Raw genomic sequence first — 14,973 nt, forward strand, 5'->3', positions numbered from 1 at the left:
ATGGGATTCCTCGAAGGTCGGCGCGTCCTGGTCGCGGGCGCCGGTGTGACCGGCCGGTCGGCGGCGGAGGCGTTGCTGGCGGCCGACGCCGTCGTCACGGTGACCGACGGCTCGGCGGACCGGCTCGCCGCGCTGGAGCAGCTGTCGCCCGGCGTGACGCTGACGCCGGGGCTGGCGGAGCCGCCGCCCGGCACGGAACTCGTCGTGACCAGTCCGGGCTGGCGCCCGTCCAGCCCGCTGCTGGAGGCGGCGCGGGTCGCGGGCGTCGAGGTGATCGGCGAGGTCGAGCTGGCCTGGCGGATGGGCCTGGAGCTGGCCGACCCGCCGACGTGGCTCGCGGTGACCGGGACCAACGGCAAGACGACGACCGTCGGGATGCTGGAGTCGATCCTGCGCGCGGCCGGGATCGACGCGGTGGCGTGCGGCAACGTCGGGCTGCCCGTGGTGGACGCGCTGCTGGCCGGGCGGCGGGTGCTGGCGGTGGAGCTGTCGAGCTTCCAGCTGCACTGGTCGCCGTCCGTGCGGCCGTTCGCCGGGGTGCTGCTGAACCTGGCCGAGGACCACCTGGACTGGCACGGCACGTTCGAGGCGTACGCCGGTGCGAAGGCCGGTGTGCTGACCGGCGAGGTCGCGGTCGGCGGGGTGGACGACCCGGTGGTGGCGTCGATGCTGGCGGACTCGCCCGCGGCGGCGCACGTCGGGTTCACGCTCGGGGAGCCCGAGGAGGGGCAGCTCGGGGTGCGGGACGGCCTGCTGGTCGACCGCGCGTTCGGGTCCGCCGACGTGGTGCTGCTGCCCGCCGTCGACGTCCAGCCGGGCGGGCCGCCGGGGATCTCGGACGCCCTGGCGGCGGCGGCCCTGGCGCGTGCGCACGGCGTGTCGGCTTCGGCGGTGGCGCAGGGGCTGCGCTCGTTCCGCCCGGGCGCGCACCGCGCGGTGCCGGTGGCGACGGCGGACGGGGTGTCGTACGTCAACGACTCCAAGGCGACGAACCCGCACGCGGCGGAGGCGTCGTTGCGGTCGCACGAGAGCGTCGTGTGGGTGGCCGGTGGGCTGCTCAAGGGCGCGTCGGTGGACGAGCTGGTGCGGCACGAGGGGCACCGGCTGCGCGGGGCGGTGCTGATCGGGACGGACCGCGAGGTGATCGCCTCGGCGCTGTCCCGCTACGCGCCCTCGGTGCCGGTGGCGGTGCTGGACGACGCAACCATGGCCGACGCCGTGCGCGCGGCGCGGTCGATGGCGCGGGACGGCGACGCCGTCGTGCTGGCGCCGGCGGCGGCGTCGATGGACATGTTCGCCGACTACGCGCACCGCGGTCAGGCGTTCACCGACGCGGTGCTGGAGCTGGTCGGTCAGCGCTGATCCTCGAGGACCCGGTCCGGGTCCTTGAGGTGGGTGTGCGCCGAGTCGATCACCGCGCACGGCCACGGGGTGCGGGCGACGGCGAGGACGGTGTCGTCGTCGGTGTCCTGGTCGTTGGTCAGCAGTTCGACGGTGTCCAGGTAGCCGAGCATGTCCTGGTTCAGCAGGTGGTGGGCGCGGGCCAGTGCGCCGGAGATCATGGGGCTAAAAGTGCACCTCGACGGCTTGCCGTGCAACACGGCAATCTGCTTTACGGCAGAAGTTCACCCGATCGGTGTCCTGGTTCCCCGCTAATGTCGCACCATGCCGCAGAACCAAGGTCCGGGAGTCCGGCGGCGCGTCCTGGCGAGCGCGCTGACCCAGCTCCGCGAGGAGGCCGGGCTCGACTTCGACGACGTGGTCGAGAACCTGGGCTACTCGAAGTCCAAGATCAGCCGCATCGAGTCGGCGTACACCGGTGTGTCCATAGTAGACACCAGGGCGCTGGCCGACCTCTACGGGGCCACTGCCGAGAAGACGGCCTGGTTGCTGCGGCTGGCGAAGGTCGCGAAGAAGCGCGGCTGGTGGCACGTGTACGGCGACGTCCTGTTCGACTGGTTCTCCGAGTACGTGGTCCTGGAATCCGAGGCGATCGCGATCGACACCTTCGAGATCGACCTGATCCCCGGCCTCTTCCAAACCCCGGCCTACGCCCGTTGGGTCATGCGGTCCTACGCCCCGGACGCGACCGATGAAGCCATCCACAAGCGAGCCGAACTGCGCCAGACGCGTCAGCGCCGGGTGGAAGACGGCTCGCTGTCGGTGTGGGCGATCCTCGATGAAGCGGCGCTGCGCCGGGTTGTCGGTGGCGCGCAGGTGCAGGAGGAGCAACTGATCCACCTGCGGAAGTTGGCGAACCTGCCCAACGTGACCTTGCAGGTGCTGCCCTTCGGCAAGGGACAGCACATGGCGATGGGCACCGCTTTCACAGTGCTCAAGTTCGCCGACTTCCCGAGCGTCGTCTACATCGACAACCTGACCGGCGGCCTCTATCTGGAGGAAACGGCCGAGGTGGAGCGGTATAGCCTGGTCCTGGACCACCTGCGAGCCACGGCGCTCGACCCGCAAGAGTCGGTTGCGCTGGTCGGGCGGGTGGCAGGGGACTTCTAGCTCGGCCGAGGAGAACGCGATGAGGTCGGAGTGGCGTAAGAGCAGCCGGAGCAACGGTGCCGGCAACTGCGTGGAGGTCTCTTCGTCCTCCGCCGCGTTCCGGGTCCGGGACAGCAAGAACGCCGCCGGACCCGTCCTCGTCTTCGGCGGTGGGGCCATGACGGCCTTCCTGACCACCGCGAAGCGGGGCGTTCTCGACCACGCTTGACGCCGTAGCCGGCGCGCTCCGGCGGGTCCTCGACCTGGTCGACCGGATCGTCTCGGCCCTGGGACGGTCGGCCGACCTGCTGGACGACGCCCACACCGACCTCGCCACCGCCACCGCCGGCACCTCCCAGTCGGAGGTCGAGCAGGTCATCGGCACGTTCGCCGAGGCACGTCAGGACAACACCGACCTCCTGGCCCACTGCGCCCGGCTCCGCGTCACCGTCGAAGCGATCCTCACCCGGATCATCGGCCTGATCGGCGACAGCCCACCACTCCCGGTGCCCGAAGACCGCGTCCAAGCCGCCCGCCGAAATCTCCGTCCAGGTGTGCCCAAGGCTCAAGCGGCCGGTTGGTGGCTCCACTCCGATGGCAGCCGGACCCGGGTTCTCAGCGGAGAGGACGACGACCCGAACAGTTGGCAGAAGCAAGCCGAACAGTTCCTGAAGCGCGAGTTTCCCGGCAAAGGCCCCGCGTTGGCAGTGCTCGCCAAGCACGTCGAGATCAAGATCGCCATACGACTGCTGGGCAAACCGCCCACCCACGAGGTCGTCGTCATGGACCGGGTGGTGTGCGGTCGTGATCCGAAGACCGCCAGGTACCGGTACACCTGTGACGGGTATCTGCCGGCAGTGCTCGAAGAAGGCACTACGTTGACCGTGGTCGAACCTGACGGCACACGAGTTACTTATCGAGGTAAGCGAGCGAGATGACGGTCGAAGCGATCTGGTCCGATCTCGAACCGGGAACCGTGTTGTCGAAGGACCTGCACGAGCAGGTGCTCGCGACCCGTCCCGATGTGCAGGTCTTCGTCCAGCGGCTCGCCCTGCCCGACACGAGCGAGGCTCAGCTGATCCATTCCGCCCGACCGCTGGAGACGGACTCGGTCACCGGCCGGACGATCCCGGACCACCAGGTCATCGTGGCCGTCTGCGACGGGTTCGGGTACATCGAGTACGCGGGAGAAGACGACTTCGTCCAGAGCGTGGGCTCGCCCGACTCGCCTGGCTGGACCACGACGGCGAGCAACTACTTCCACCCCGGCACCGGCGTCCCGCTCACCACCCTGGTCGACCTGATCGACGAGTTCCGCACCACCGCCGCCCGACCCACCTCCGTCCGGTGGCGGGACGTGCTGGGCGGGTAGCTTGTCCTGGATCACGGTCACGGGGCGCGACACGCGGTCGATTGTCGGCGGTCGCCGCCCCTGTCGGGAGACGATGGGCGCATGACTGCGGTGGACCGGACGTCGGTGGAGAGACCGCCCAGAACGGCACGGCGCACCAAGCGGGTGGTCTCGCGGACCTCGCTGACCGCGTGGCTCGGCCGGCCGCTGGCGGACTTCCACCTGCTGCTCGCGATCTTCGGCATGCTGACCGTGCTGGGCCTGATCATGGTCCTGTCCGCGTCCGCGCCGGGCGAGGTGGCCGAGGGCGCCTCCGCCTACAGCGTCTTCAAGAAGCAGCTGCTGTACGTGGGCGTCGGCGCGGTCGTCTTCCTGATCGTCCTGCGCATACCGCTGCGCACGATCCGGCACTCCAGCACGATGGCGATGCTCGTCTCGGTCATCCTGCTCGTCCTCGTCCTCACCCCCCTCGGGTCGGTCCTGGGCGGCGCGCAGTCGTGGTTCACGGTCGGACCCATCTCGTTCCAGCCGATCGAACCGGCCAAGCTCGCCCTCGCGCTCTGGGGCGCGCACGTCCTGGTCACCAAGCGCGCCCTGCTCGACCAGTACCGGCACCTGCTGGTCCCGGTGGTGCCGGTGGCGATGCTGGTGTTCGCGCTGGTGATGCTGCAACCCGACCTCGGCGGCACGATCACCCTCGGCGTGGTGCTGATCAGCCTGCTCTGGTTCGTCGGCGCGCCGATGCGGATCTTCGGGATCATCGCGGTGGGCGCGGTGACCGGTGCGCTCATCCTCGCGCTGAACGCGACCTACCGGCTCAAGCGCGTCGAGACGTTCCTCAACCCCTGGCAGGACCCGCAGGGCGACGGCCTGCAGGCGTTGCAGGCGCTGTACGCGCTGGCGGAGGGCGGGTTCCTCGGCAAGGGCCTCACCAACGGCAGCTCGAAGTGGCGCTACCTGCCCAACGTGCACAGCGACTTCATCTTCGCCGTGATCGGGGAGGAACTGGGCTTCATCGGTTGCGTGCTGGTGCTGGGCCTGTTCGCCATGCTGACCGTGGTCGGCCTGCGCATCGCCGCGCGCAACACCGACCCGTGGATCCGGATGGTGGCCGCGACGCTGACCGTGTGGCTGGTCGCGCAGGCCGCCATCAACATCGGCTACGTCGTGCAGCTGCTGCCGGTCACCGGCATCACGCTGCCGATGATCTCCTCCGGCGGCACGTCGGTCGTCACCACGATGTTCGTGTTCGGCATCCTGGCCAACTGCGCCCGCCACGAGCCGGAAGCGGTCTCGGCGCTGCGGTCCCTCGGGCCCGGCCGGGTCGGCGGCGTCCTCAAGCTCCCCGCGCCCGAGGCGTACAAACCGCCGCCGAAGCGCCGTCCCGTCCGGCCGTCGACGCCGCCGCGCGGTCGCAAGGCCGCGCCGCCGCCGGTGGACGAGCGGAGGATGGCCGGTCGTCACGCTCCGCCGTCGGAGTACCGTCGTCGCGAATCCCGCAAGGCCGGCCAGGACCGGGACGTGCGGTCCAGGCGGCGCGACGGGCGCTAGCCGCAGAGCGGTACATCGACGCGAGGAGGAAGTGCGTGACCGGGGTTCCCCAGCAGGCCGGACCGTGTGTGGTGGTCGCCGGAGGCGGCACCGCCGGGCACATCGAGCCCGCCCTGGCGCTGGCCGACGCGGTCATGCGGCTCCGGCCCGACGCGCGCGTGGTGGCGCTCGGCACGGAGCGCGGTCTGGAGAGCAGGCTCGTGCCGGCCCGCGGCTACCCGCTGGAGCTGATCCCGCCGGTGCCGATGCCGCGCAAGCCGACGCCCGACCTGCTCAAGCTGCCGCTGCGGGTGCGCGGCGCGGTGAGGCACACGCGCGGCATCCTGGAGCGGGTCGGCGCGCACGTCGTGGTCGGCTTCGGCGGCTACGTCGCGCTGCCCGCGTACCTCGCCGCCCGCGGCCGGGTGCCGATCGTGGTGCACGAGGCCAACGCCAAGGCCGGGCTGGCCAACAAGGTCGGCGCGAAGTTCGCCGAACGGGTCGCCGCCGCCGTGCCCGACTCGGGCCTGACCGACGCCGAGGTCATCGGCATCCCGCTGCGCTACTCGATCACCTCGCTCAAGCGCGCGGAACTGCGCCACCAGGCCCGCGCCCACTTCGGCCTGCACCCGACCGCGCCGACGCTGCTGGTGTTCGGCGGCTCGCAGGGCGCCCGGTCGATCAACAACGCGGTGTCCGGCGCCGCCTCCGCGTTCGCCCGAGCGGGCATCGCGGTGCTGCACGCGCACGGCCCGAAGAACACCGTCGCGGTGCAGTCGGTGCCGGGCGCGCCGCCGTACGTGCCGGTGCCGTACCTGGACCGGATGGACCTGGCCTACGCGGCCGCCGACGCGGTGCTGTGCCGGTCCGGCGCGATGACGGTGGCCGAGGTGTCCGCCGTCGGCCTGCCGGCGGTGTTCGTGCCGCTGCCGCACGGCAACGGCGAGCAGGCGCTCAACGCCAACCCCGTGGTGGCCGCGGGTGGCGGCATCCTGGTGCCGGACGACCAGCTCACGCCGGAGTGGATCTCGGCGAACGTGGTGCCGCTGGTCGCCGACCGCGACCGGCTGGCCACGATGACCACGGCCACGCTGAGCACCGGCCACCGCGAGGCGGACGAGGTGCTGGCCCGCATGGTGCTGGAGGTGATCGGGAAGTGAGCGACGTCCTGGACCGGGTGCACCTGGTCGGCATCGGCGGCGCGGGCATGAGCGGCATCGCGCGGATCCTGCTCGCGCGCGGCGCGCAGGTGTCCGGCTCGGACGCCAAGGACTCGCGCACCGTGCTCGCGCTGCGCGCGCAGGGCGCGGCGATCGCGGTCGGCCACGACGGCGCGAACCTCGACCAGCTGCCCGGCGGCCCCACGGCCGTCGTGGTGTCCACCGCCATCCGCGAGGACAACCCGGAGCTGGTGGCGGCCCGCGCCCGGGGCGCGGTCGTGCTGCGGCGGGCCGAGGCGCTGGCCGCGCTGATGCTCGACCACCGGGTGGCGTGCGTCGCCGGGACGCACGGCAAGACGTCCACCACCTCCATGCTCACGGTCGCGCTCCAGCACTGCCGGCTGGACCCGTCGTTCGCGATCGGCGGCGACCTCAACGAGTCCGGCGCGAACGCCCACCAAGGCGCCGGCGGCGTGTTCGTCGCCGAGGCCGACGAGAGCGACGGCTCGTTCCTGTTCTTCTCGCCGTCGGTCGCGGTCGTGACCAATGTCGAGGCCGACCACCTCGACCACCACGGCACGGTCGAGGCGTACGTGGCGGTGTTCGACTCGTTCCTGGAGCGCATCCAGCCCGGCGGTGTGCTGATCGCGTGCGCCGACGACCCGGGCTCGGCGGCGCTGGCCGAGCGGGCCGCGAAGCTCGGCATCCGGGTCCGCCCGTACGGCCGCACGGCCACCGGCCCCGGCTCGGTGCGCCTGGTCGACTACCGGCCCGCCGACTCCGGCGGGGTGGCGCGGGTCGAGCTGGCCGGCGGGGCGGACGCCGACGAGGTGCTGGACGTGCGGGTCGCCGTGCCCGGCGAGCACATGGCGGCCAACGCCATCGCCGCGCTGGTCGCCGCGCTGGAGCTGGGCGCGGACCGCGAGGGCGTGCTGGCCGGCCTGGCCGCGTTCGGCGGCGTGCGCCGGAGGTTCGAGTTCAAGGGCCAGGCCGGTGGCGTGCGGGTGTACGACGACTACGCGCACCACCCGACCGAGGTGGCCGCGCAGATCACCGCCGCCCGGCCGGTCGCGGGCGAGGGCAGGCTGGTGGTCGTGTTCCAGCCGCACCTGTACTCGCGGACCCGGCTGTTCGCCGAGGAGTTCGCCGCCGCGCTCAGCCTGGCCGACGCGGTCGTGGTGCTCGACGTCTACGGCGCGCGGGAGGAGCCGGAGCCCGGTGTCACCGGCGCGCTGGTCTCGGGCCTGGTGTCGCTGGACGTCGGCGACGTGGTCTACGAGCCGTCGTTCGACCGGGTGCCCGCGCTGGTGGCGGGCCTGGTGTCGGACGGCGACCTGGTCGTGACGATGGGCGCGGGCGACGTGACCATGCTCGGGCCGGAGATCGTCGGGGAGCTGGCCAAGGCGGGGCAGCCCGCCGCGGCGGGGGAGACGGTCGAGGCCGGGGAGCTGGACGGGGCATGAGCACGCAGGCGGCGCGTCGTCGTTCAGGAGCGGCCACCGGGCCGGGCTCCCGGCCGACCGCGCGCCGCCGACCGCGCGGCGCGCCCGGCCGCCCCACCCGGGCCCACCTGTACCGGCGCAAGGTGGTGCGCCGCCGGATCGGCGCGATCCTCGCCATGCTCGTGGTGACGGCGGTCGTCTGCACGGTCTGGTTCACGCCCGTGCTGGGCGTCCGCGAGGTCGACGTGCGCGGCACCGCCGAGCTGACCGCCGACGAGGTCCGCCAGGCCGCCGCGGTCGAGTCCGGCACACCGCTGGTGCAGCTGGACGTCGACGCGGTCGCCGGTCGGGTCCGCGAGCTGCCGCGCGTCGCCGGGGTCACCGTCGAGCGCGTGGTGCCCGGCACCGTGCGGCTCACCGTGGACGAGCGCGAGCCGGTCGGGGTGGTCGTGGCGGCGGACGGCGCGCACCTGGTCGACGCGACCGGCAAGGACTACGCCACGGTCGTGCAGCCGCCGGACGGGCTGCCGGAGCTGAAGGCGGCGCAGGACGCGGTGGCGGCGGCGGTGGCCGTGCTGACCCGGATTCCCGAAGGGCTGCGCGCCGAAGTCCTCAGCGTCGCCGCCGACTCGCCGTCGGACGTGCGGCTGGCGTTGAGCGGCGGGCGGGAGGTGCGCTGGGGGTCGTCGGACGACTCGCCGCGCAAGGCCGCCGTGCTCGACGTCCTGATGACCCGCAAGGGCTCGGTGTTCGACGTGTCCAGCCCGGAGCTGCCGACCGTCTCGTGAGCGAATCCGCGCCAAACGCCGGATTCCGGTGAAAACCGCCACATCGCATATCCGCGCAAGTCGATCGTCAGCTCGTCGCCCGGCGGGCGATACTTCGGCCATGGCCCCGACGCCGGTGGACAACCGGATCCAACTGCCCCACACCGGCGACGAGCGCACGCTGCTGAGCGGTTTCGTGGACTTCATGCGCGGGACGATCGAGTTCAAGTGCGCGGGCCTGGCCGAGGCGGACGCACGCCGCCCGGTGCTCCCGTCCCAGCTCAACACGGCCGCGGGCATCGTCAAGCACCTGCGCTGGGTCGAGCACTACTGGTTCGAGGTCGTCCTGTCCGGACGGCCGTCGAAAGCGCCCTACACCCAGGAGGACCCGGACGCCGATTGGCGCGTCGAGCCGGGCGAGACGATCTCCGGATTGCTCGCCGACTACGCTGCGCAGTGCGCGGTGAGCCGGGAGGTCGCCGCGGGCCTCGACCTCGACCACGAGGTGGTGTTCCGCGGGGACGAGCGGCTTTCGGTGCGCTGGGTGCTGATCCACATGCTCGAGGAGACGGGTCGGCACGCAGGACACCTGGACGCGGTGCGCGAACTGCTCGACGGGGTGACCGGCGAGTAGAGACAGCTCACCCGGTCAGGACACAACACGGCGTGGCTGCTGGACCGAGGCATTGCTGATGCATAACGTCCAGCAGGAACATACGGGGTTGACATAACTCTGAACCTCTGGTTGAGAGTTTCAATCCGGGTGGAGATCCGTCCGGGCTGTGACACCGGTGGTCATCCACTCCAGCACATGAGCACGGACACGATCAGGAAGGCGGACCGATGACGCCCCCGCACAACTACCTCGCGGTGATAAAGGTCGTCGGCATCGGCGGTGGCGGTGTCAACGCCGTCAACCGCATGATCGAGGTCGGGCTCAAGGGCGTCGAGTTCATCGCGGTGAACACCGACGCCCAGGCGCTGCTCATGTCGGATGCCGACGTGAAGCTCGACATCGGCCGCGAGCTGACCCGCGGCCTCGGCGCAGGCGCCAACCCCGAAGTCGGCCACAAGGCCGCCGAAGACCACCGCGAAGAGATCGAAGAAGTCCTCAAGGGCGCGGACATGGTGTTCGTGACCGCGGGCGAGGGCGGTGGCACGGGCACCGGTGGCGCGCCCGTCGTCGCCTCGATCGCCCGCAAGCTCGGCGCGCTGACCATCGGTGTGGTCACGCGGCCGTTCTCGTTCGAGGGCAAGCGCCGGGCCAAGCAGGCCGAAGAGGGCATCCAGGCGCTGCGCAACGAGTGCGACACCCTCATCGTGATCCCGAACGACCGGCTGCTGCAGCTCGGCGACATCGGTGTCTCGCTGATGGACGCGTTCCGCTCCGCGGACGAGGTGCTGCTGTCCGGTGTCCAGGGCATCACCGACCTGATCACCACGCCCGGTCTGATCAACCTGGACTTCGCCGACGTGAAGTCGGTGATGTCCGGCGCGGGCAGCGCGTTGATGGGCATCGGCTCGGCCCGCGGCGAGGGCAGAGCCGTCCAGGCCGCGCAGAAGGCGATCAACTCGCCGCTGCTGGAAGCGTCGATGGAGGGCGCGCACGGCGTGCTGCTCTCCATCGCCGGTGGCAGCGACCTCGGGTTGTTCGAGATCAACGAGTCGGCCTCGCTGGTGCAGGAGGCCGCGCACCCCGACGCGAACATCATCTTCGGCACGGTGATCGACGACTCGCTCGGCGACGAGGTCCGCGTGACGGTGATCGCGGCGGGTTTTGACAGTGGCGGGCCGACGCACAAGAAGCTGGAGCCACAGGCCCTGTCCAGCCCGCCGCGGGGCACACCGGTGGCGCCGGCGACGGCGGGGCAGGTGAACCACGTGCCCCAGGTCGTGCAGCAGGTGCAGCAGCCCCCGCCCGTCCAGCAGCAACAGCCGCAGCCGCAGCCGGTGCAGCAGGTCGAGCAGGCCCAGGTCGTCCCGCCGCGGCCGACCGTGCCGCAGCAGCCGCAGCCCGGCCAGGGCAACGGCTCGCCCTACGGCGCGCCGCAGCCCACCATGCCGCGGTCGTTGCAGCCCAACGTGCCGGGGAGCGTCAGCGGTTCGCTGCCGAACCGGGCTGTGCCGGTGACCGACGACCCCGACGACGAGGTGGACGTCCCGCCCTTCATGCGCCGCTAGCCCGCGCGAGTCGAACGCTCGCGCCCCGCGAGTCGAACACCCAGGACCCCCGAGTTCTGCGTTCAGGACGGCACACCAGCCGCCGCGAACGTGGAACTCGGGGGTCTTGAACGTTCGACACGCGGGACGCGGGGGTTCGACTCGCGGGGTCTGGGAAGCTGGGGGGGTGCGCATCCGTCGTGTCCTGACCACTCGTGAAGGCGGCGTGTCGAAACCGCCGCACGACTCCTTCAACCTCGGTGACCACGTCGGCGACGACCCGGGCGCCGTCGCGGCCAACCGGCGGCGGCTGGCCGAGGGCATCGGGCTGAGCCCGGACCGGCTGGTCTGGATGGAACAGGTGCACGGCCGGACGGTCGGCGTCGTGGACGGACCGGCGCCGGAGCCGTTGGAGGCGACGGACGCGGTCGTGACGGCGCGGGAAGGGCTCGGGCTGGTCGTGCTCACCGCGGACTGCGTGCCGGTGCTGCTCGGCGACCCCGAGGCGGGCGTGATCGCCGCCGTCCACGCCGGACGCGTCGGCGCGCGGGTCGGCGTCGTGCCGGCGGCGCTGGACCGGATGGTCGAGCTGGGCGCGAGCAGGGACCGGGTCGAGGTGCTGCTCGGACCGGCCGTCTGCGGCCAGTGCTACGAGGTGCCCGCCGCCATGCGCGACGACGTCGAGGAGCACCTGCCCGGCAGCGCGTCCAAGACCCGCTCCGGCAAGCCCGCCCTCGACCTGCGCGCGGGCCTGTGGCAGCAGCTCGCCGACGCCGGGGTGGGCCGGATCGGCGTGGACCCCAGGTGCACGGTGGAGGAGCGGTCGCTCTTCAGCCACCGCCGCGACCCGGGGACGGGGCGGCTCGCGGGCGTCGTCTGGATGGAACCGTGAACCGGCGCGACGAGCTGGCCCTGTCGCTGGCCGAGGTGCGGGAGCGGATCGCCGCGGCGTGCGCGGCGGCGGGCCGGTCGCCGGACGAGGTGGAGCTGCTGGCCGTCACGAAGACGTTCCCGGCGCAGGACGTGGCGATCCTCAGCGACCTGGGCCTGACCGCGTTCGCCGAGAACCGCGACCAGGAGGCCGGTCGCAAGACGCAGGAGTTCGCCGAGCTGCGACCGGGTACCCCCGTGACCTGGCGCATGGTGGGCTCGCTCCAGCGCAACAAGGCCAAGTCGGTCCTGAGCTGGGCCGACCGGGTCGACACGGTCGACTCGACCCGCCTCGCCGACGCGCTCGCCAAGGCGGCGGCGAAACCGACGGAGGTGTTGCTCCAGGTCAGCATCGACGGGGACGGGGCCCGTGGCGGGCACCCGATCGATGACCTTCCGCGACTGGCCGATCACGTAGCACAATCGAGTGAACTTCTTCTGCGCGGTGTGATGACCGTCGCACCCCTTGGGATGTCTCCACAGCAGGCGTTTGCCGCTCTATATGAAGCGGTAACCCGCTTGCGTGCCGATCATCCCGATGCCACCGTGATCTCGGCGGGGATGAGCGGTGACCTGGAGGATGCGATAGCGCACGGATCCACGTGCGTGCGTGTCGGAACAGCGTTGATGGGCAGCCGCGGACTAGCCTCGCCGTAACTGTCTGGAACCTCTGGGACGGCCGCGACGTCCTTGCGGGTAGGGATCTCGGCGGAGGAAGGGCTCTAGCCATGAGCGGGTTTCACAAGCTGAAGGCCTACTTCGGGATGGTTCCCGCCGAGTACGCCGACGACCCGGCCGCCTACGACGACGACCGGCGCTACGCGGACTACCGGTCCGAGTACGCCGAAGCGGACGACTACGAGACGTACCCGGAACAGCGCACCGCGCGCCGCCGCTCGTTCAACGGCTACCGCCCCGAACCGGACGACGCCGAGGACTACGAGCCGGAGCGCGGCCCGCGCCCCCGTCGCCCGTGGAGCCCCGAGACGCACGGCGCCCTGGCCGTCGAACCCCAGCGCGAGCCGGTGAGCAGGCTGCGGCCGGCCGCCGAGCCCGCGACCAACAACCACCAGCTCGGCCGCATCACCACGCTGCACCCGCGCAGCTACAACGAGGCGCGGACCATCGGCGAGCACTACCGCGACGGCACCCCGGTGATCATGAACCTCACCGACATGGACGACGCGGACGCCAAGCGGCTGGTCGACTTCGCGGCCGGTCTGGCCTTCGCCCTGCGCGGCTCGATCGACAAGGTGACGAACAAGGTGTTCCTTCTCTCACCCCCGAACATCGACGTGACCGCGGAGGACCGAAGGCGACTCGCGGAGGGCGGGTTCCTCAACCAGGGCTGAGTGGTGGCACAGTTGAGCATGTGGATGCCCTCTGGCTCGTGGTCTACTACGTGTTGTTCTCGTTCTGGCTGCTGCTCACGGCGCGTGTCGTCGTGGAGCTCGTCCGAAGTTTCGCCAGGGGATGGCGGCCTGCGGGCGGGGTCGCGGTGGCGCTTGAGACCGTCTACACCGTGACCGATCCTCCGGTCCGCCTGCTGCGTCGGCTCATCCCGACCGTGCGGATCGGGGGCGTCGGTCTGGACTTGTCCATTATTGTGCTGTTGCTGGTCGTTATCATTCTGATGCGAGTAGCCGATCCCAGGCCGTTGTGAGGGGACAGGGTCCAGGGATCTCCACAGCCCAGGAGTGCGTGAGGTGATCTGATGCCGTTGACCCCCGCGGACGTGCACAACGTCGCGTTCAGCAAGCCGCCGATTGGCAAGCGGGGCTACAACGAGGACGAGGTGGACGCGTTCCTCGACCTGGTTGAGGGCGAACTGGCCCGCCTGATCGAGGAGAACAACGACCTGCGCCAGCAGGTCGAGCAGCTCGACCAGCAGGTCGAGACCGCGCGTGCCGACCTCGAAGACGCCCGGGCGAAGGTTGCCGCGGGCGTCGGCCCGAGCCGCGTCGTGGACGAGCCCCGCAGGCTCGCACCGGTGCCGCCCCCCTCGGCGCTGGAGCAGACGTCGCCCGGCGGTGGTGGTGACCACCACGTCCAGGCGGCCAAGGTGCTCGGCCTGGCCCAGGAGATGGCCGACCGGCTCACCGGCGAGGCCAAGGCCGAGGCCGACGGGATGCTGTCGGAGGCCCGGACCAAGTCGGAGCAGCTGCTGTCCGAGGCGCGGGCCAAGGCCGACACGATGGTCAACGAGGCGCGCACGCGTGCCGAGACCATGCTGAACGACGCGCGGACCCGCGCCGAGACGCTGGAGCGGCAGGCCCGCGAGAAGGCCGGCGCGCTCGACCGCGACGCGCAGCGCAAGCACGCCGAGGTGATGGGCAACATCACCCAGGAGAAGAACACGCTCGAGAAGCAGATCGACAAGCTGCAGACCTTCGAGCGCGAGTACCGGACCAGGCTCAAGACGATGCTGGAGTCCTCGCTGCGCGACCTGCAGGACCGCGGCCCCGCCGCGCCGTCCGACGGTCGCCAGCAGGGCGGGTACTCCTTCGGGGCGCGCGCCGAGGCCGGCTGATCGGCGCGGCTGATCTAGTCTGCGCGAGTGCTGTACACAGTCCTGCTGTTGGTGCTGGCAGCCCTGGGGTTGCTCGTGCCCGCGCTGACCGGCGACCAGACGTACTGGGCGTGGTTGTCCGTGGGTGCGAGCGGGGCCGCTGCGGTGGTCCTGGTGCTCGACTGGTGGCTTCGCCGCCGGTCGGGCTCCGGGGCTGCCGGTGCCGCGGCAGGCGGTCGCCGGTTCGGCGCCGGTGATCGACAGGTCGTGCCGGCGGTGTCGGACGACCCCCCTCCCGACCAGGGCGTCGAGCCCGACGAGGAGGACGCGGACGCCGCCGACGCGCTGGTGGTGACCGAGCTCACCGACGAGGTGCGGGTGCTGGACGAACGTCCGCGCTACCACCTCGCCGCGTGCGCGTGGCTCGCCGCGCGGCCGTCGCTCGGCCTGCCGGTCGACGAGGCCAGGCAGCTGGGCTTCACCCCGTGCGCCGTGTGCCGCCCGGACGCCCACCTCGCGGCCCGCAAGCGCGCCGCGGACCAGCAGGAGACCGCCTAGCCGCTCGCGCGGTCGGCCACCGGGACCCGACGTGGGTGGAACCGCGCAAAGCGGGTTGCGCCGCTCGGCTACCCTT

Annotated in this window: 18 protein-coding genes; 17 read left to right on the forward strand and 1 reads right to left on the reverse strand. The window is 71.7% G+C overall.

Annotated elements, in window-relative coordinates; translation table 11 throughout:
• Positions 1–1,362, forward strand: coding sequence for a UDP-N-acetylmuramoyl-L-alanine--D-glutamate ligase (murD, locus tag AB0F89_RS15385; RefSeq protein ID WP_367136697.1), 1,362 nt, complete (start codon positions 1–3; stop codon positions 1,360–1,362).
• Here murD and AB0F89_RS15390 read toward each other — a convergent pair.
• Complete coding sequence (locus tag AB0F89_RS15390) at positions 1,353–1,562, reverse strand: hypothetical protein (protein WP_367136699.1); 210 nt, start codon at positions 1,560–1,562, stop codon at positions 1,353–1,355. The genes murD and AB0F89_RS15390 overlap by 10 nt on opposite strands.
• Positions 1,563–1,665: 103 nt before the next feature.
• Here AB0F89_RS15390 and AB0F89_RS15395 point away from each other — a divergent pair, with 103 nt between their 5' ends.
• From AB0F89_RS15395 to AB0F89_RS15470, 16 genes are all read left to right on the forward strand, one after another.
• Positions 1,666–2,511 carry a helix-turn-helix domain-containing protein gene (locus AB0F89_RS15395; RefSeq protein ID WP_367136701.1) on the forward strand — a complete coding sequence of 282 codons (846 nt, stop codon included), beginning with the start codon at positions 1,666–1,668 and terminating at the stop codon, positions 2,509–2,511.
• 19 nt (positions 2,512–2,530) lie between these two features.
• Positions 2,531–2,719, forward strand: coding sequence for a DUF397 domain-containing protein (locus AB0F89_RS15400; protein ID WP_367136703.1), 189 nt, complete (start codon positions 2,531–2,533; stop codon positions 2,717–2,719).
• Positions 2,720–3,044: 325 nt separating this feature from the next.
• Positions 3,045–3,428 carry a DddA-like double-stranded DNA deaminase toxin gene (locus AB0F89_RS15405; RefSeq protein WP_367136705.1) on the forward strand — a complete coding sequence of 128 codons (384 nt, stop codon included), beginning with the start codon at positions 3,045–3,047 and terminating at the stop codon, positions 3,426–3,428.
• Positions 3,425–3,862 carry an Imm1 family immunity protein gene (locus AB0F89_RS15410; RefSeq protein ID WP_367136707.1) on the forward strand — a complete coding sequence of 146 codons (438 nt, stop codon included), beginning with the start codon at positions 3,425–3,427 and terminating at the stop codon, positions 3,860–3,862. The genes AB0F89_RS15405 and AB0F89_RS15410 overlap by 4 nt, the downstream gene beginning before the upstream one ends.
• Positions 3,863–3,943: 81 nt before the next feature.
• Entirely contained in the window at positions 3,944–5,392 is a 1,449-nt protein-coding gene (gene ftsW, locus AB0F89_RS15415) for a putative lipid II flippase FtsW (protein WP_367136709.1), read from the forward strand.
• Positions 5,393–5,427: 35 nt separating this feature from the next.
• Positions 5,428–6,531: an undecaprenyldiphospho-muramoylpentapeptide beta-N-acetylglucosaminyltransferase gene (murG, locus tag AB0F89_RS15420; protein ID WP_367136711.1), complete on the forward strand. Its 1,104-nt coding sequence runs from the start codon at positions 5,428–5,430 to the stop codon at positions 6,529–6,531.
• On the forward strand, positions 6,528–7,994 hold the full coding sequence (gene murC / locus AB0F89_RS15425) for a UDP-N-acetylmuramate--L-alanine ligase (RefSeq protein ID WP_367136713.1): 1,467 nt from the start codon (positions 6,528–6,530) through the stop codon (positions 7,992–7,994). The genes murG and murC overlap by 4 nt, the downstream gene beginning before the upstream one ends.
• A complete protein-coding gene (locus AB0F89_RS15430) occupies positions 7,991–8,761 on the forward strand; it encodes a cell division protein FtsQ/DivIB (protein WP_367136715.1) in 771 nt (256 codons plus the stop codon). The genes murC and AB0F89_RS15430 overlap by 4 nt, the downstream gene beginning before the upstream one ends.
• Positions 8,762–8,861: 100 nt before the next feature.
• On the forward strand, positions 8,862–9,374 hold the full coding sequence (locus AB0F89_RS15435) for a DinB family protein (protein ID WP_367136717.1): 513 nt from the start codon (positions 8,862–8,864) through the stop codon (positions 9,372–9,374).
• 209 nt (positions 9,375–9,583) lie between these two features.
• Positions 9,584–10,921 (forward strand): cell division protein FtsZ, encoded by a 1,338-nt coding sequence (gene ftsZ, locus AB0F89_RS15440; RefSeq protein ID WP_367136719.1) that lies wholly within the window; start codon positions 9,584–9,586, stop codon positions 10,919–10,921.
• A 166-nt stretch (positions 10,922–11,087) separates the two neighbouring features.
• Positions 11,088–11,792 (forward strand): peptidoglycan editing factor PgeF, encoded by a 705-nt coding sequence (gene pgeF, locus AB0F89_RS15445; RefSeq protein WP_367136721.1) that lies wholly within the window; start codon positions 11,088–11,090, stop codon positions 11,790–11,792.
• Entirely contained in the window at positions 11,789–12,487 is a 699-nt protein-coding gene (locus AB0F89_RS15450) for a YggS family pyridoxal phosphate-dependent enzyme (RefSeq protein ID WP_367136723.1), read from the forward strand. Before pgeF ends, AB0F89_RS15450 begins: the two co-directional genes overlap by 4 nt.
• A gap of 71 nt (positions 12,488–12,558) precedes the next feature.
• The gene (locus tag AB0F89_RS15455) at positions 12,559–13,182 is read left to right on the forward strand and encodes a cell division protein SepF (RefSeq protein ID WP_367136725.1); all 624 of its coding nucleotides are present in this window, start codon (positions 12,559–12,561) and stop codon (positions 13,180–13,182) included.
• Positions 13,183–13,202: 20 nt separating this feature from the next.
• Complete coding sequence (locus AB0F89_RS15460; RefSeq protein ID WP_367136727.1) at positions 13,203–13,493, forward strand: YggT family protein; 291 nt, start codon at positions 13,203–13,205, stop codon at positions 13,491–13,493.
• A 51-nt stretch (positions 13,494–13,544) separates the two neighbouring features.
• Positions 13,545–14,360, forward strand: coding sequence for a DivIVA domain-containing protein (locus AB0F89_RS15465; RefSeq protein WP_053715530.1), 816 nt, complete (start codon positions 13,545–13,547; stop codon positions 14,358–14,360).
• A gap of 27 nt (positions 14,361–14,387) precedes the next feature.
• Complete coding sequence (locus AB0F89_RS15470) at positions 14,388–14,897, forward strand: hypothetical protein (RefSeq protein WP_367136729.1); 510 nt, start codon at positions 14,388–14,390, stop codon at positions 14,895–14,897.
• Positions 14,898–14,973: the final 76 nt, after the last annotated feature.

Origin of the sequence: Saccharothrix sp. HUAS TT1 (genome assembly GCF_040744945.1) — a bacterium.
Taxonomy (GTDB): domain Bacteria; phylum Actinomycetota; class Actinomycetes; order Mycobacteriales; family Pseudonocardiaceae; genus Actinosynnema.